Source organism: Halorientalis brevis, assembly GCF_042678165.1.
GTDB classification, from domain to species: Archaea; Halobacteriota; Halobacteria; order Halobacteriales; family Haloarculaceae; genus Halorientalis; species Halorientalis brevis.
Window position 1 is genome coordinate 538,877 of sequence record NZ_JBHUDJ010000001.1, and the last position, 16,592, is coordinate 555,468.

The window sequence follows — 16,592 nt, forward strand, 5'->3', positions numbered from 1 at the left end:
CAGCATTGACTAATAGGAAAGGTTCTATACTTCTAATGATCTCTCAGAACCAAAAACGAACAGTTGATGCACTTACTGAGTCTGGGTCAGTGCGACATCGATTCCTCCAGTGGATATTGCTACTCTACGTGCCAGTGTCGCTGGGATACTGGATGTACGATCACCGCGTGCTCTACTATCTCGCATTACTGTTGCCGCTGGCTATCCCTCTGTTCATACGATACGTCAGTGATCTAGAGGCGTTCGTCGCCATTATACTAGTGGTGCTTTCTTTAATCTACTCGGCCCATCTCGTGGTCTACGACCTAGTTTTCTACACGGGTTACGTGACACTAATAAACTTTCTTCTCGCACTCGGCCTACTCAGGGCCCGGTTTTCACACCAGCTGTGGGATCTGATCACCCTCGCACTATCTATGTATGCTATCGTCGGCGTAACGGTGCTGGAGATTCCGAGCAACGACCTTATTGAGGTCGGAAGCAGGAACGTCATGGTTACGATCCTGTTCTTCTTCGCGAGCATGGGCCATCTGTATCGGGTGAGCGACGGAATCGAGAGCGAATTGCTCGCCGTAACGAGCGGCGGAACGACCATCATCGCCATCTTGATGGTCGGCGGTAGAACCGGTGTTGCGATCGGAATCGGACTGCTGACGATCTATTTAGTCCACTTCCTGAGCCACACGGGCGCCAGCTTCACGATGCTCTCTGTCGCCGGCACTATCGCCCTCATCGCCACACTGAGCGGTCTCATACTTGCCAGTAACGTCCATATATTGTCAATTGAACGGTTGCTGAATCGAGGTCTGGAAACACCCCGATGGCGGACTTGGTCCACCGGCATACGTCAGTTGAGCGCGAAGAGTTGGTTGATCGGGGGGCCCCCGGGCTGGCCGCGGCGGGAAACAGGAATGCTGTTCCACAACTCATTCCTGCGGGCGCTGATGGTGTACGGTGTCGCCGGATTCATTGGACTGTCTGCCGGTGTCCTCTACCTTTTATACAAATACGCCAGGACAGATGCGAGTCTTACGTTCCTTGTCTTCCTGCTCGGGTTCAGGATCACGTTCGACTCCCACTTCATCGCCCCCTATCTCGGCATACTAGTCTTCCTTCTATTCATATTCCCGAAATTCGACTAGTCCTACTTCGGTCAGTTGAGGTCTCAGGAGAAGCCAGGGATGACACCAAACCAAAAAAAATTATTCACGCTGACAGAGTAAGAGTGGCAGACAGTACTCTCTATGACTGATTCGATCCTATTAATTACAGTCGACTGCCTCCGGGCGGACCACGTCAGTGGGTATGGATACTACCGGGCGACGACACCGAACGTTGACAAACTGATCCGCGGTGGGACGAAGTACACCCACGCATTCAGCAACGGACCGGGCACCCGGTTCGGGTTCAAGTCGATCCACGGCGGCGTCCATCCTCTCCGAATAGAGGGAGCAGGACTACCGAGGCACGCCGGTAAGACCGTTGCTGAACTACTCAGCGAGCGGGGATACCAGACCGGTGGGTTCTCGGACAATCCGTTCGTCTCGAGGTACTTTAACTATCACAGAGGATTCGATGAGTTCGCCGACTACACGCAGTGGATGAACGGGAAGAGCAGCACTACTCTCCATGATCTGAACCACATCGTTCGACAGAGGATCGGGAAATCGATCCCAAAAGGACACGTCTATGACGTCCTCAAGTGGGGCTACGATTCACTGATTAAACTCGTTGAGAGTAGAGGCGCGAACGTGAACTCGAACGATGAGGCAGTGGTGAGTCACGCCCTCAAGTGGATTGCCGAGGCCAACGAGCGGGACGATCCATATTTCGCCTGGGTCCACCTGATGGACGCGCACCACCCATACGGATATTTCCCTGAACATCGGCAATCACTTGATGTTCCATCGGACAGAGATCATGTCCGAATGCCGTCTGTTGATCCAGGGTCGCCCCCGTCAAAGAAGCTAGTCGACGCGTACGACTCGAACGTCCGGAATGCTGACGACCACGTTGGACGGCTCCTCCGTGAAGTCGAAAATGAACCAATGGTGGTTTTAACCGCTGATCACGGGGAGGAACTGGGACTCCATAACCGGTTTCACAAGGAGTCCGTGTACCAGTCGATGGCGCACGTACCACTAATCGTCGACGCGCCGGACTTCGAAGCAGCCGAGAGTAACGCCACCGTTAGTCTGATAGACGTTCCCGCGACGATAGCCCGTCTTGCCGATGCAGACGTTCCGGCCAGTTGGGACGGAATGGACATTAGGGATCGAACGAGCGAGGAAGAGGTGTTTCTCGGCTTCGAGAACAACGAGGGCGTCTCCGCCGCCGTCATCCACAAACAGTGGAAATACATGCGGCAACAGGATTCGCTCGGGACTCCCCCAGAAAAGGAATTACTTTTTGATATTGTCGCCGATCCCGAAGAATCGTATAACCAAATAGATGACGCGGAGACAGTCTATCGGGAACTGCGCGACGTGTGTCAGGACTACATTCACGAGATCGGGAGCTCCAGGCTTAAAGCCGAACGTGAACTCTGGGACGCCAGCAAGAACCTCTCGAAGACTGTACGAGCATCGGATAGCGAGGCCCAATTAGAGTCACCGGACAGCATTGACCAGCGGTTAGAGGACCTCGGGTACAAATAGGAGAGTGCCCGCCCGAGTTGCTTCTGAATTACCGGAGGCTCCGGAACAAGTCAAGGACTTTGGCCGCCACATCGTTCCATGTTGAGAACCGAACCGATCGATCTTGTCGTGACTGACGGCGGTGCAGGCCATTTGAGAGAACCTCTTGTAATGCGGCCATAAGTCCATCCGTGGTATTGTCCTCGTATACGTAGCCTGCCCCGTCTGGTACAATCTGCGGGACACGTCCGATAGCGGGTGCGACAGAATAGGTGCCGCAGGCGAGGGCTTCTTTCAGTGCGATCGGGTGATTCTCCATCGCAGAGGCGAGGACGAAGACGTCGCTAGCGTTCAGGTGTCGCGGAATCAACTCGTGATCCACACGACCTTGGAAGTGAACTGGTGTCGTCTCAAGGATCAGGTCCGCGAGCCTTTCGAGTTCAGCCCGCTGTGAGCCGTCGCCGAGGATCACCAGCGTCAGATCGAATCTCGATTCCAGCTGACTCACGGTCTCGATGATGCTGTCTACCTGCTTGACCGGTTCGAGGCGTCCGCTGAAGACCACGACTGTTCTGTCGCCACTGGCGTACCCCGGTCGATCAGACATGCCGAGATCCCGCGGCCGAAACACGTTAGGATCCACACCGGGATTGATAGTCTGGTTCGGAATCGAGAGAAGTGATTCGTCCGCATACTCCTCCTCACACCCACCCCAGAAGACCAGTCCGTCCGCTCGTTTCAAATATCGGTCGTACACCGGGTTCACGCGGCCGCGCACTGCGTAGACAAAGGGTGCGTCCGTGAGCGAGCGCAGTCGGCTGAGAACCGGACGACCGGTCGCATACACGACGTCGGCCTCCGCGAGAAATTCAGGTTCCCTGCGCCGGAGCCGGTGAATGAATAGCTCCTCATTGAGGTGACGTGTGATCTTCCCCACTGGTTCCGGAAGAGAATAGCTGAGATCGTATGCGTACGGACAATCGACACCGAGAGTCCAGGTTTCTTGGGGAATATCGTCGCTGTCGTTTCCGATCGTGGCGTAAGAGACTTCATGGCCCAATTTCGAGAACTCCTCACCGAGTGTCAGATCGTTGATCTCGGCGCCGCCTCGAACGTGGCCAAGGTGGGTTGAAACGAAACGGATCGTGAGAGACATGTTGTGGTTTCGTAATGTATCTGTCTGCGGCCGAGATATATGAAGACCCCGCACTAAATTTGCACTATCATAAGGAATACGGTCCGTTATCCGGATCGAACCGCCGGTTGGTTCGGAACGTGACTACCGGATCGCTGACGTAGTTGACCGAACACCCCGCAAAGTACCGTCGCATCTTCTCGTCCATCGCGTCCAATCCGTAGTACTCGATGAACGAGTATTTTTCAACGGGTATCGTAGCGAGGTTTGAAAGAGCGGTCGAGAGACCTGTCGAACCAACCGACACGCACTCTACTTCCTCATGTCCGATCAGGTGCCAAACAAGGAGTTCCACCGGATAGTTGGCCTCGGTCAGTACCGTCACATCTCGGTCAGACAGGTCCTCGTATTGCTCTGTGCCCTCACCGGGATGTGGTTTCACCAGTACATTATACGTTTCACGGAGAGATTTCACGAGGGCTGCGGTCTTCTCTTGATAGACATGATCGGAGAGATAATTGTTTGCGACCAGTGGTTGCGTCACGAGGACGAACAATGGACGATCAGCCGAAATCTGATCAGAATTGATGTCCGGCTCAAAGACCGCAGTTAATAATTCTACGTGAGCATAGAATTTGATCTTTCGGGTTTCAGCGTCCGGATAGACACTATTGAGATTGTCTGGCCGCATACAGTAGACACCATCAACGGCCCCACTCGAGAGTATGGTTTCCAGCGTCAACGGGAAGAAAAATTCGCTTAGGTTGCTCCTGTCCTTCAGTCCCTCCTTCATGTACAGGCTTATTCCCTCCTCGAAATGATACAGTCTCACCCTAGTGTGGTTCCGTATCCAGACCAGTCCGTTGTTTAATACCGGCGACCGTGTAGCAAAAAATAAATTCATCTTGGATATGAATATACTTAGGCAAGCTAGGACAGTACTCATCAATAGAAGTGATACGTACGACAGCACCCTGTTCAGGCTAGATTGGATCGAATCGGGAACAAGAGGGAAGGGTCTGTGATTAATATTGAGTTTGTAGTTCCCGACAAAATGCCGGTCGAACGCCTCGTTAAGGGCAACCGCGTTCAGATCAGACACGCGAGATGCATTGAGTACTACCAGGATATTATGAGAATCCTCGAAATCTTCCGCAGCTATACAAGTTGCTTCTGCAACATGTAGACTAGATTCACAGAGGAAAATGTTCATCTCTTTACCTATGTTCAGCATTAGTATTAATAAATGGTGGGTTCGCATCAATATGTTGGATTGATCCAACTAGTGACAGTGTTTCCAAGATGTTGGTCATCACGACTATCCGATCTGCCACAATGGAAGCGCTTTACAGTTGGTATAGCGCCAACAATTAGTTACCATGTGATCACCGCGACTCAACCTGAGCGACAATCCAGAAGTTCTGCGCCCCTAGTGTCTCAAACCCAAGCGACCAAAGGAAGCGCGTCGGGCTAATCACCTTCCTGTTTTTGAAGCCGAATATTTTTCCCAGAATGGTTCGATGTACGTGAATTCCGAGACTGCAAACCCCGCTCGAGAGAGTAACTCGACTATCGTTTTCCGATCGAACCAGCAGGTATGTTCTGGATTAACCGGGACGTCACCCCGTAGTGCATGCTAGAACCGAGACACCGCCCATGGGTTTGGTGTCGTTAACAGAAGACGGCCGTCCGGTTTGAGATGTGCCCGAGCACAATCTAAGAACTTTCCGGGGTTCGCGAGATGTTCGATCAATTCGCCGGCAACAATCACGTCAAAATCTCTATCCAGACCGAATTGTTCTGCATTCTGATGTTTTACAGTGTATCCGCGTTCCTGAAGAATTCGAATGTCCTCCTCAAGAACGTCAATTCCAACTACCTCCCGACAGATGTCGCTTAGACGTTTGTGTAACCAGTTTTCGTTATTTTCATTCTCCACAGAGTGTTGAACACAACCCACATCAAGGACCACGTCTTCTGGCGACACCCGGTCGAGAATTGCGGGAATGCGAGAATTCATTGAGTATACCAGTAAAATGGACAACTATATTAAACATATTTCGTTGGGGTGAATGAAAAATTGCCATACCTAATATCCAATTTGGCCGTGGTGAATCGCCAGATGGTGCGTGATTTCACTGGTTCACTGCCTGCTTGATGTTGTAAACCGCACACATCAGAACGAGTTCTCGAAACTCACCGTACCAGGTTCGCGCGCACGGCGTCGCCGAGCGTGCGCTTGATCGTCGAGAAGACGGTTTCACACAGCGCTCGTTGCCGGAACACGCGGGGTTTGATCAGCGGTCTCACGCCTTCTTCGCGGAGTTTTTCACGTAACTCCATCCAGTCGTAGCCTTTGTCGGCAGCGAGGCTGGCGAGGTCGCCCGCGTTGCGGCGGGCGACCTGCCAGCCAAGCTGTGTGTCGTGCGTTTTCTCGGTCGTACAGTGAACGTATAGAATCGCGCGACTTTCTGTATCCGCGAGTGCAGTTGTTTTGAGCGTTTGAACGCGGTAATTCGTCCGGCGGCAGTAGTGTTTGCTCGCGTTCTCGCGGTCGAAAAATGTCGCGTCGATGGCAGCGTGACCACTCGGGTCGTGAGCTGCGCCGACAGGCGCAGCAGCACTCGCCAGAGTGCTGTCTTGATCCTGTCAAACCACTTCACTAGCGTCGAGTGATGCGGGAGATTGGCCACCTCGAGGCCGATCTCCCTGAGTATATGTGGCATCTCACTTAACAGGTCGAGTGTCTCCCGGTACGATTTCTCCAGGTAAATCCGCAGACAGCGCAGCAACAGTACCGCATACTCGGCGAAGCCGCCACCCCCTTCGGGGCGGCGACTTCGCCTTAGCCTCCAACAGCATTTTTAGCTAATTGGATCGCTTTGCTAGTGAAGCAAAAAATCGCAGACATGAACCATCGGCGGTTTCCCGCTTCACCTTCCTAGTTCTGACGGTAAACGGCGACGCCGTCATGCGATTCACCAGAGCCGAGTTCGTCATTGAACATGGGATAGGCAGTACAGATCTGGAAACAGTTGCTGTCGAAGATAATGTGAAAGAACGGCCGGACCAGCTTGGATACAAATAAAATCTGGAAAGATACCGCGAGAGATATCCTGCTGTATTGACCATTCTGATGTCAAGGATATCTGTCCTTGTCAAGGTATCCCTAGGGACTTCCATTACATCCAGCAACGTAACCTATACACTTGTGCTCAAAGTAGCCATGACAATATGTCTGATCAGATTCCGTTATTCGAAATCGCCTGGGACGAGCAAGAGATCCTGAATGCCGTCGAGTCGATTGGAAGGGGGGGGTACTGGGCAAAAGGGCCTTTCGTTGACAAATTCGAATCTCGGCTAGAGGAGTACCTCGACGTCGAACACGCAATCGTCGTCAACTCCGGCACGTCCGGCCTCGTGACGGCGCTGGAGGCCAGTGATATCGGACCCGGCGACGAGGTTATTGTCCCGTCGATGACTTTCATCGCGACGGCGAACGCGGTTCGACTCGTCGGTGCCGAGCCGGTTTTCGCCGACATCGACCGAGACACGTACGGACTGAGTCCAGACTCCGTTCGTGAGAATATCACCGAGGATACGGCGGCCATCATTCCCGTCCACCTATACGGCGCACCTTGCCGGATCGACCAGATCCAGGATATCGCTGCACAACACGATCTCACGGTCGTCGAAGACGCCGCCGAAGCGTTCGGATCTACGTACGAAGGCAAGAGTGTCGGGACCTTCGGCGACGCGGGAATACTCTCGTTTTGTCAGAACAAGATCGTAGTCACTGGAGAAGGAGGGGCAATAATCACCGACGACGACGAGATTGCCTCCAATGCCCGTCTCTATCGATCACACGGACGCGCCCCTGGAGACTACTTCGAGAGTGTCGGCTCGGGAGAGTACGTCGCACTGGGGACGAACCTCCGAATGTCCGACCTCACCGCCGCAATCGGCTGCGCACAGATGGACAAAGTCGACGAGTTGATCGGCAGCCGACAAGCTGCAGCCAAGTATATGAACGAGCAGCTAGCCGAAATCGACGGGGTCCAGGTTCCACGCCCAATCGACGGTGGTACACACGTCTATCAGCTGTACACTGTCGAGTTCGATTCCGGGATTGATCGCCAGATCGTGATTGACACGCTGGACGAACACGGAGTCTCCTCGAAAATCTACTGGGACACGCCGGTCCACGAGACTCACTACTATACAGAGACGATGGATGGCCCGTCGCCGAACACCCCGACGACGCAGGATGTAGCAGACACGATCCTGTCGCTGCCCATCTATCCGGATCTCACTCCCAGAAAGACCGATCAAATTGTTGCTGCGGTCAAAGATGGAGTTCGACAAGCACGGTAGCTGGCAGAGGTGTTTTTCGTCCCCACGTTCGATCAATGCCGAAAGAAAAACACTTCCCAACCGTCGTTCTTCTCAAGATATGGACTCTCTAGTAGGTAAGAACGTACTCATCACGGGCGGTTGTGGATCGGTCGGCTCCGAACTCGTTTCACAGGTGCTGAATGCTGATCCCGAAGTCGTTCGAGTGTTCGACAACGACGAAGCGTCCCTCTTCGACCTCCAGACGAACTATCAGGACGAGTCACGACTTCGATTTTTGCTTGGCGATATCCGCGATCGTGAGCGACTCAGGCTAGCGATCGAGGGAATCGATGTCGTGTTCCATGCGGCAGCGGTCAAGCACGTCGAGATCAACGAGTACAATCCGTTCGAAGCGGTGCAAACGAACGTCCAGGGGACGCAGAACCTCATTCGTGCTGCGATCGAGGAGGAAGTAGAGGCGGTCGTCGGGATTAGCACGGACAAAGCCTCGAATCCGACATCAGTGATGGGTGCAACCAAACTCCTGTCAGAGCGACTCATAATCGCTGCGAACAACTACAAAGGGGACAAAGACATCTGCTTCGGGTGTGTCAGATTCGGGAACGTTCTCGGTTCGAGTGGATCCGTGATCCCACTGTTCCTTGACCAGATCGAAGACGGCGGTCCAGTCACCGTAACAGATCCCGAGATGACACGGTTCATTATGCCGATCGCAGAAGCGGCCGGCCTCGTTATCAAAGCCTACGAACGGATGACGAGCGGCGAAATATTCGTTCTGAAGATGCCGGCGTTTCGAGTCGGAACCCTGGCCGAAGCGATGGTCGAAAAGTACGCACCTGCCGCAGGCTACAATCCCGACGACATCGAGATCGACATAGTAGGTGCCCGCCCGGGAGAACGAATTCACGAGAAACTCATTTCTGAGGACGAACGGCGACAGGCTCGCGAACTCGATAGTATGTACGTGATATTGCCGCAGATTGACGTCTCGGCGTACCAGGACATCGCGCACACCAATGCCGATCCCGTCAAGAACGCCTACACGTCGGCTGACGAGACATCACTCTCGAAAGAAGAAATCATCGAGAAAATCGATGACCACATGTCCCCTCACACCCTCTTATAAATGCGGGTATTACTCACCGGACTCGGATCGATCGGTCAGCGCCACGCAAGGTTGCTCAAAGAGTCATCTAAGGATATCGAGTTGATCGCGTATCGGAGTGGAACCTCGACGTCGGGGAACGATTTGGGGATTCGAGAGTACACACGGTTAGAGGATGCACTTGACACGGATCCCGATATCGCATTTATAACTAATCCGACAGCGAAACACGTCGAGACTGCTCTTTCGTGTGCGAAAGCAGATTGTGACCTCTTCGTAGAGAAACCACTCTCTCACGATCTGGATAGGATCGACGAACTGATCGCTATAGCTGACGAGAGAAACCTCGTCACCTACGTCGGTTGTCAGTTGCGGTTCGATCCTGTGTTGAACGCTACACGAGATCGGCTCGACGATGGAGAACTGGGTACCGTCATCTCGTTTCGTACGACTGCAGGATCGTACCTCCCCGACTGGCGTCCGGGTAGGGACTACCGCGACTCCTACAGTGCGGATCCCGATCGTGGCGGCGGTGTCGTCCTCGATCTGATTCACGAGATAGACTACTTACACTGGTTGTTCGGTCCGTTGCGGTGTATCGCCTCTGATCTCGGATACACGGACACACTGGACATTGAGTCAGAAGCTATCGCCGAAGCGATCGTGAGAACGTCGGATGACGTCCTTGGAAGTATACACCTCGACTACTGCCGGAGACAGCCACGGAGAACGCTCGAAGTCGTCTGCGAGAACGGAACACTTGTCGCAGACCTCGAAGATCGAATACTGACTGTCAAGTATCCGTCCTCGACCGAAACTGAGACGTTCGACTACGACCGTGACGAGCGGTTCCGGAAACAACTGGCGTACTTCCTCGAACACATCGACACACGGGCAGCCTGCGAGAACGATCTGAGAGAGGGAAAAGAGGTATTACAAGTAGCGCTCGACATAAAAAGAGGACACGATGAGTGAGATCCTCTGTACGATCTGTGCCCGTGGAGGATCGAAGGGCATCCCCGGAAAAAACGTACGAGAAGTCGGCGGGAAACCCCTCGTTGGCCACGCCATCTCCGATGCACGGAGATGGAATCGGAGCGCAGACATCGTGGTCTCGACCGACGACGACGAGATCGCATCAGTCGCCGAAGAGTACGGGGGACGAGTTCCCTTCCGCCGGCCAGCCGAACTCGCTTCTGATACCGCAGGAAAGCTGCCCGCAATCCATCACGCCGTCAAACAGATGGAAGCCATCAAAAAAGAGCAGTATGACTATGTCGTCGATGTGGACGCGACGACACCGCTCCGACGACCCTCGGACATCGAGGACTGCTTCACGGCGGTTCAGAATGACGACCACACGACCAACGCATACACCGTCTGTGAGGCTGACAAAAACCCGTACTTCAACATGGTCGAACTTGACGAAGACGGCTATGCATCACTCTCAAAAGAGATCGGCCCCGACATTGTCCGTCGACAAGACGTTCCCACCGTGTACGAGATGAACGCGGCGGTCTACGTGTACGAACGGGACTTCCTGATGGAGACTGATACCATACAAGGCGAGTATACGCGGGTTTCGGTCATGCCCCCGGAACGGTCGGTCGATATCGACACGGAACTCGATCTCAAGTTCGTGGAGTTCATGTTTGAGCGCCGGGAGCCCGAGGTATGACGGACAATCTCTTCGACCTGACGGGAGACGTCGTTCTCGTTACCGGTGGTGGGGGACTGATCGGCACCGAGGTCTGCCAAGCGATTGATCATCACGGCGCCGCCGTCGTCGTCGCAGAGTTTGACGAAGAGCGAGGACGCAAAGTCGCGGAGAAATTGGATCGCGGTGAGTTCGTCTCACTAGACATCACCAATCCCACGTCGGTTGACGCGGTCTATGAGTACGTAATCTCGGAGCACGGTCGTCTCGATGGGTTGGTAAATCTGGCTTATCCTCGGACTGACGACTACGGACAGTCTTTCGAGTCCGTAGACAAAGAAGAGTTGATCAAGAACGTCTCTATGCACCTTGGCGGTTACTACGCGGTGACGAAAGCCGCCGTCCTGAAGATGCTCGAGCACGGCTGTGAAGGTTCTATTGTGAATTTCAGTTCCATCTACGGAATGCAGGCGCCTGACTTTACCGTCTACGAGGGAACACATATGACGAGCCCAGTCGAGTACAGCGTGCTCAAGGCAGGTGTTCTGAACTTTACCCGGTACTTAGCTTCATACCTGGGCAGCGACGGAATCCGAGTTAACAGCGTCAGTCCGGGCGGCGTGTTCGATGAACAACCAGAACAGTTCGTCGAGAACTACGAACGGAACGTTCCGCTCGGTCGCATGGCAGAACCCGAAGATGTCTCTGGAGCGGTAGTATACTTACTGAGCGCCGCCGCGTCGTACGTGACAGGACACAACATAGTGGTGGATGGTGGCTGGACGATCAAATGAGGAAGGAGTCACGACACGATTGTAACGATGGACTCACATGAAAAAAGATATGGTCGCTAACACTCGGGATATCGTCGTCCTCACGGGGACTAGAGCCGAATATGGCCTCCTGAAGTCTTCGATGGAAGCCATCAGAAATGACGATCGTCTCTCGCTTTCGGTGGTCGCGACGGGGATGCACCTCTCTCCACGACACGGAATGACAGTCGAGGAAATTCGGAACGACGGATTCTCAGTTGACAGGGAAGTATTGATGCAACTCGACGGTGACTCCGGGACTGCGATGGCGAAGTCACTAGGCGTCGGGATGATGGGTCTGACTGAGGCGTTCGAAAGTCTCGATCCAGACATCGTATTGTTGCTAGGAGATCGAGACGAGGCGTTGGCAGGTGCACTCGCAGCGGCCCACATGGGCATACCTGTCGCACACATTCACGGTGGCGATTCCATGCATGGCGCAACAATCGACGACAGCATTCGCCATGCGATTACGAAGTTTGCTCATATCCACTTTCCGGCTTCCGAGTTGAGTGCCGATCGAATCCGAAAGATGGGCGAAGAGGAGTGGCGAATCACGGTTTCAGGGGCGCCTGGACTCGATGATATCCTGGCTGGTGAGTACAACACTCCCGGGTCAGTGCTCGAGAAACACGATCTCGATCCGGACCAGCCACTCCTGATCGTCGTGCAACATCCAGTGACGACACAACCCAATAACGCCGGTGAACAGATGGCAGCAACACTTGACGCTGTCAAGTCCTTCGACGCACAGACGGTACTGATCTATCCTAATGCAGACGCTGGTGGTGATCGGATAATCCAGGAGATTGAGTCACGATCACTAGACGAACAGACCCGGACATTTCAGAGTCTCCCACGTCGCGAATATCTTGGCCTCATGGCTGCTGCTGACGTGATGGTCGGAAACTCGTCAAGCGGGGTTATCGAAGCCCCCTCATTCGATCTGCCCGTCGTTGACGTCGGTCCCCGGCAGAAAGGTCGCGAACGGGCAGCGAACACACTATCAGTTCCGCACGATCGAGACAAAATCCGTACTGCTATCTCGAAATGCCTTACTGACGACTCCTTCCAAGAACAGGCTGCCACGTCTGCCAACCCGTACGATTATGGCGGGGCTGGGACGGAAATCTCCAAGCGTCTAGCTGAGGTGGAAATAAATGAACAGTTGCTCCGGAAACGTCTCGATTTCGAGCAGTGACTGCTTCAAAGGTAGTACGGCGGTATACAATAACATAGATGGGTTTCCACGTTAGTAGAGACCGCATGGGTAACGATCCACGAGAGAGATTTGAGGAATGGGAGCAACCAGAGATCGTTGACGGCGAACTCACCGAGTATAACTGGTTAGTGAACAACCCAAGTGGGCTACAATTGGAGGAGTATGTCGATATCGGGGCGTTCACGGTGATCAATGCTCACGCCGGAGTGACAATCGAAACCGGTGTCCAGATCGGTCCCCATTGCGATATCCACAGTAAATCGACAATCGATGGTGAATCTGGGACGATACACATCCGAGAAGGGGCAAGAATCGGTTCACATACAACGGTTCTCCCTGGTGTCGAAATCGGCCGTGACGCACTCGTTGGCTCACATAGTTTGGTTCGCGATGACGTTCCTGATGGGGCCTTCTACAAAGGGGTTCCAGCCACCAGCAACTGAACGATAGGCCAGGGGTGCTCTACAAAAATATTATTCTAGATCATTTTGTCTAATTGGGTCGCCTTCAGCCCGAGGATTTATGACCTGTTTTCCTAGTACCGTCTGCAATTCACGCGGTGACAGTCCTTCTGCTGGTCGAACGATCTTGATATCTGATTCAGAGAGCACAGTTCCTGACTCGATATCAGTCGCTGCGTATAAGCTCTTTCGCGAGATAGCCCGATTTTCCAGCTCAGCATCTACAGGATGTTTCTCGCCGTCTCCGAGGGCCCTTGCTGCAGTTTCAACTAACTCGATACAGCGAGCTAATTCGTCCGGTTCGAGCGATGCCTCATGATCAGGCCCCGGAAGAGTTGAGTCGATCGTGAAGTGTTTTTCTATGACACACGCACCAGCAGCGACAGCCAGTGCCGGTGTTTCGGGTAACGTCGTGTGATCCGAGTAGCCGACTGGTACCGTTAGTTCGTCAGCCATCGTTTGCATTGCGCGGAGATGGATGTCTTCGATTGCTGCTGGGTATGATGACGTGCAGTGAAGAAAGATCAGATCAACATCAGGATTTGCCGCTGTGATCGCCCCATGGGCGTCGTTAACTTCTTCCATCGTTCCCATGCCTGTGCTAACGATCATGGGTAAGTCGAGATCAGCAATGTGTTCGAGGAGCGGATGATTATCCAATTCGCCTGAGCCAACTTTGATCGCGGGTACTCCGAGATCAGCTAACATATCCGCGCTCTCGGGATCGAACGGTGTCGAGAGAAACGTGATGCCCTTCCCTGTGCTGTATTCTATCAATTGTTCGTGTGCCTTCCGATCCAACTCGTACTGGCGTAACATCTCGTACTGTCCATCTTCGTCAGTCGTCTCTCCCTGATACTTGGCCTTCCGGGCATCCTGGGTAACGAGACGGTCTGCACTGAACGTCTGGAATTTCACTGCATCGGCACCGGCGTCCGCTGCAATATCGATCAGACGCTTGGCCAGATCGAGATCGCCATTATGATTGACGCCAGCTTCAGCGATAAAATATGGTGTCTCCTCGGTTCCCACCGGTGTCCCATTAATTTTCATGCGACTGTGCTCACTCCGAGAAATTATAGGAGTGGTGTTAAATCACTCGTTATATTGGTATAGCCCGGACCGATCTGTCTTCACCGTGGACTAACCGTTTCGCGACTGAATCGCATACAGTTCGGCGTACTGCCCGTCGTTCTCGATCAACGTCTCGTGATCACCGGTCTCGACGATCCTTCCGGCGTCCACCGAGTAAATCCGGTCGGCGTTCTTTACAGTCGAGAGCCGGTGTGCGATCCCGACCATCGCGTAATCACGCTCCATGCTCTCGATTGACTGTTGCACCTGCTTCTCTAGATTCGAGTCGAGATCACTCGTCGCCTCGTCGAGTACCAGCACGTCGGCATCTTTCAGCAGCGCCCGTGCTAGCGCGACTCGCTGTCGCTGTCCACCCGACAGCCGAACGCCGTCGTCCCCGAGCTGCGTCTCGTATCCGTCAGGCAGATCGTCGAAGAACTCGTCGACTTTAGCGATCCGAATCACCCGATCGAGTTCGTCCTCAGAGATGTCTCGATTCCCAATCGTCAGGTTGTACCGGAGCGTGTCGTTGAAGATAAACGGATCCTGTCGTACCACTGCGATCCGGGATCGCCACTCGTCGATGTCCATTTCGTGGATCGATCGACCGTTCGCCCGGATCTCTCCGGAGTCCGGTTCGTACATCCGAGACAGCATCGAGACGATCGTCGATTTGCCGGCCCCGGACTGCCCCACGAATCCGATGAACTCCCCTTTCTCGAACTCGAAAGACACACCTGAGAGCGCCTCGTCGTCCTGTCCCTCGTAGGAGAAGCGCACGTCGTCGAACTCGACAGTCTGAATCTCGTCGGGAACCGGCTCCGAATCGCTAGTCGGCTCGGTATTCCGTTCGAGTTCGTCGATGAACTCCTGGGTCCGCACGAGATGCGGGAGGTTGTTCTCGATCTTGTATAGTTTCGAGTTCAACGCACTCGCTTTCGGCCCGAGGCGGAACATCGCGAACAGGAACACACCGAGCGCACCGAGCGAGAGGTTCGCGAAGGTGAGCGCGAGGTAGATCAGGACGAACACCGAGATAGCGGTCAAGAGATTGTAGAAGTTCTGAATCGCCTGCTCGTTGCGCCGCAGCCTGATACTCGAACTGGCGTACTGATTCACCGCGTCGAGAAAGTCCTCGAAGAGTTCGTTTTTCAGCCCGAACAGCTTCGTGTCTCGGATCCCCTGTGTCCCGGCCTGGGCAGCCTGCTGGACGCGCTCGTTCGAGTCAGCAACCTGGTCACCGAGTTCGTACCCAGGCTCGACGACGTACCGGAACAGCACGGCAAAGCCACCGAGAAACACCAACGCAAAAAGTGTGAGAAACGGTGCGATGACTAACGCGACTACGAGGTACATTAGCGTCAGGAACCCCTGTTCAAGAAAGTCGATGACAAGCCTGATCGTTTTTCCTGCGTACTCCGCCTGCGTAACAATTGCGTTCAGAATGTCATCTGATCCTTCCTGATCGAAGTACTCGATCCGGGCGTTCAGTGCATGGTCGAACGATTCCCGCTGCAAATAACGGATATAATCGATCGACAGTGCACTCCGCATCCACCGCACGAAGAACGTCAGCGTCCACCGCACGGCGAGGACGGAACTCACACCGACGACGACGGACCCCAGCGTAAAGGGAATCTCCAGAAACTCGTACATAGTAACGAACGCTAGCATAATACCGTCGGCCTGCTGTGCCGGATCGCCGGGCGACTGGACTATCTCGACGATCGGCAAAATAAAGCCGAGACCGACACCTTCGAGAAGGGCAGCAAAAACGCCGCCGAGAATGATCGCCGCAGTGAGACGCGGCCGGTATCTAGCGACCCGGATCAGCGCTCGGAGTTGCTCTCGCCGGCCGATATTCTCTGAGTCACTCATTAGAGAAACGATCCTCTCTCGGATTTTATACTCGTTGGTTTGGTGATAGTCGAGAACCCGATGCTTATTTATTCGATTTCAAATCTGGGAGTGGAAATCTTTGTTTTCCCATCTGCAGATTTAACAACATCCGATTTCGCTTCACCGTTTATCCGGATATCATCCGACACTCCCGGAAACCCGTGACGAGAGAAAGCCAAAGATCGATGCCCCAAGCGAGTCGATCTGCCCCAGTCTAGTTCGCCTACAGAAGCGG

At 53.8% G+C, this 16,592-nt stretch carries 14 protein-coding genes and 1 pseudogene; 9 read left to right on the forward strand and 6 right to left on the reverse strand.

The window, feature by feature from the left end:
• Window positions 1-128: 128 nt before the first annotated feature.
• Complete coding sequence (locus ACFR9U_RS02770; RefSeq protein WP_379813721.1) at window positions 129-1,142, forward strand: hypothetical protein; 1,014 nt, start codon at window positions 129-131, stop codon at window positions 1,140-1,142.
• Window positions 1,143-1,244: 102 nt separating this feature from the next.
• A complete protein-coding gene (locus tag ACFR9U_RS02775; RefSeq protein WP_247376919.1) occupies window positions 1,245-2,657 on the forward strand; it encodes a sulfatase in 1,413 nt (470 codons plus the stop codon).
• Between the two features lie 28 nt (window positions 2,658-2,685).
• Here ACFR9U_RS02775 and ACFR9U_RS02780 read toward each other — a convergent pair whose 3' ends face one another.
• The 4 genes and pseudogenes from ACFR9U_RS02780 to ACFR9U_RS02795 all read right to left on the reverse strand — a co-directional run bounded on the left by ACFR9U_RS02780 (window position 2,686) and on the right by ACFR9U_RS02795 (window position 6,682).
• Window positions 2,686-3,792, reverse strand: coding sequence for a glycosyltransferase family 4 protein (locus ACFR9U_RS02780; protein ID WP_247376918.1), 1,107 nt, complete (start codon window positions 3,790-3,792; stop codon window positions 2,686-2,688).
• Between the two features lie 67 nt (window positions 3,793-3,859).
• On the reverse strand, window positions 3,860-5,032 hold the full coding sequence (locus ACFR9U_RS02785) for a polysialyltransferase family glycosyltransferase (RefSeq protein ID WP_345893369.1): 1,173 nt from the start codon (window positions 5,030-5,032) through the stop codon (window positions 3,860-3,862).
• 375 nt (window positions 5,033-5,407) lie between these two features.
• The gene (locus ACFR9U_RS02790; RefSeq protein WP_247376916.1) at window positions 5,408-5,791 is read right to left on the reverse strand and encodes a class I SAM-dependent methyltransferase; all 384 of its coding nucleotides are present in this window, start codon (window positions 5,789-5,791) and stop codon (window positions 5,408-5,410) included.
• A gap of 115 nt (window positions 5,792-5,906) precedes the next feature.
• Window positions 5,907-6,682, reverse strand: a pseudogene (locus tag ACFR9U_RS02795) (IS5 family transposase).
• Between the two features lie 323 nt (window positions 6,683-7,005).
• On the opposite strand from ACFR9U_RS02795, the gene ACFR9U_RS02800 reads away from it, so the two are divergent.
• The 7 genes from ACFR9U_RS02800 to ACFR9U_RS02830 all read left to right on the forward strand — a co-directional run bounded on the left by ACFR9U_RS02800 (window position 7,006) and on the right by ACFR9U_RS02830 (window position 13,366).
• Window positions 7,006-8,145: a DegT/DnrJ/EryC1/StrS family aminotransferase gene (locus tag ACFR9U_RS02800; RefSeq protein ID WP_247376914.1), complete on the forward strand. Its 1,140-nt coding sequence runs from the start codon at window positions 7,006-7,008 to the stop codon at window positions 8,143-8,145.
• Window positions 8,123-9,253, forward strand: a complete 1,131-nt coding sequence (locus tag ACFR9U_RS02805) for a UDP-N-acetylglucosamine 4,6-dehydratase family protein (RefSeq protein WP_247376912.1) — start codon at window positions 8,123-8,125, stop codon at window positions 9,251-9,253. The genes ACFR9U_RS02800 and ACFR9U_RS02805 overlap by 23 nt, the downstream gene beginning before the upstream one ends.
• The gene (locus tag ACFR9U_RS02810) at window positions 9,254-10,207 is read left to right on the forward strand and encodes a Gfo/Idh/MocA family protein (RefSeq protein ID WP_247376910.1); all 954 of its coding nucleotides are present in this window, start codon (window positions 9,254-9,256) and stop codon (window positions 10,205-10,207) included.
• On the forward strand, window positions 10,200-10,910 hold the full coding sequence (locus ACFR9U_RS02815) for an acylneuraminate cytidylyltransferase family protein (protein WP_247376908.1): 711 nt from the start codon (window positions 10,200-10,202) through the stop codon (window positions 10,908-10,910). Before ACFR9U_RS02810 ends, ACFR9U_RS02815 begins: the two co-directional genes overlap by 8 nt.
• Window positions 10,907-11,683, forward strand: coding sequence for an oxidoreductase (locus ACFR9U_RS02820; RefSeq protein ID WP_247376906.1), 777 nt, complete (start codon window positions 10,907-10,909; stop codon window positions 11,681-11,683). The genes ACFR9U_RS02815 and ACFR9U_RS02820 overlap by 4 nt, the downstream gene beginning before the upstream one ends.
• 49 nt (window positions 11,684-11,732) lie before the next feature.
• A complete protein-coding gene (gene neuC, locus ACFR9U_RS02825; RefSeq protein WP_247376904.1) occupies window positions 11,733-12,902 on the forward strand; it encodes a UDP-N-acetylglucosamine 2-epimerase in 1,170 nt (389 codons plus the stop codon).
• Window positions 12,903-12,967: 65 nt separating this feature from the next.
• On the forward strand, window positions 12,968-13,366 hold the full coding sequence (locus ACFR9U_RS02830) for an acyltransferase (protein WP_282594221.1): 399 nt from the start codon (window positions 12,968-12,970) through the stop codon (window positions 13,364-13,366).
• A 30-nt stretch (window positions 13,367-13,396) separates the two neighbouring features.
• On the opposite strand, the gene neuB is transcribed toward ACFR9U_RS02830, so the two are convergent.
• Together neuB and ACFR9U_RS02840 are read right to left on the reverse strand one after the other, a co-directional pair.
• Complete coding sequence (gene neuB, locus ACFR9U_RS02835) at window positions 13,397-14,437, reverse strand: N-acetylneuraminate synthase (protein ID WP_247376902.1); 1,041 nt, start codon at window positions 14,435-14,437, stop codon at window positions 13,397-13,399.
• Between the two features lie 90 nt (window positions 14,438-14,527).
• Window positions 14,528-16,336 (reverse strand): ABC transporter ATP-binding protein, encoded by a 1,809-nt coding sequence (locus tag ACFR9U_RS02840; RefSeq protein ID WP_247376900.1) that lies wholly within the window; start codon window positions 16,334-16,336, stop codon window positions 14,528-14,530.
• Window positions 16,337-16,592: the final 256 nt, after the last annotated feature.

Coding starts and splice junctions, on each gene's coding strand:
- ACFR9U_RS02775 (WP_247376919.1), top strand. CDS start 1,245: ATGACTGATTCGATCCTATTAATTACAGTCGACTGCCTCCGGGCGGAC.
- ACFR9U_RS02780 (WP_247376918.1), bottom strand. CDS start 3,792: ATGTCTCTCACGATCCGTTTCGTTTCAACCCACCTTGGCCACGTTCGA.
- ACFR9U_RS02785 (WP_345893369.1), bottom strand. CDS start 5,032: ATGCGAACCCACCATTTATTAATACTAATGCTGAACATAGGTAAAGAG.
- ACFR9U_RS02790 (WP_247376916.1), bottom strand. CDS start 5,791: ATGAATTCTCGCATTCCCGCAATTCTCGACCGGGTGTCGCCAGAAGAC.
- ACFR9U_RS02800 (WP_247376914.1), top strand. CDS start 7,006: ATGTCTGATCAGATTCCGTTATTCGAAATCGCCTGGGACGAGCAAGAG.
- ACFR9U_RS02805 (WP_247376912.1), top strand. CDS start 8,123: ATGGAGTTCGACAAGCACGGTAGCTGGCAGAGGTGTTTTTCGTCCCCA.
- ACFR9U_RS02810 (WP_247376910.1), top strand. CDS start 9,254: ATGCGGGTATTACTCACCGGACTCGGATCGATCGGTCAGCGCCACGCA.
- ACFR9U_RS02815 (WP_247376908.1), top strand. CDS start 10,200: ATGAGTGAGATCCTCTGTACGATCTGTGCCCGTGGAGGATCGAAGGGC.
- ACFR9U_RS02820 (WP_247376906.1), top strand. CDS start 10,907: ATGACGGACAATCTCTTCGACCTGACGGGAGACGTCGTTCTCGTTACC.
- neuC (WP_247376904.1), top strand. CDS start 11,733: ATGGTCGCTAACACTCGGGATATCGTCGTCCTCACGGGGACTAGAGCC.
- ACFR9U_RS02830 (WP_282594221.1), top strand. CDS start 12,968: ATGGGTAACGATCCACGAGAGAGATTTGAGGAATGGGAGCAACCAGAG.
- neuB (WP_247376902.1), bottom strand. CDS start 14,437: ATGAAAATTAATGGGACACCGGTGGGAACCGAGGAGACACCATATTTT.
- ACFR9U_RS02840 (WP_247376900.1), bottom strand. CDS start 16,336: ATGAGTGACTCAGAGAATATCGGCCGGCGAGAGCAACTCCGAGCGCTG.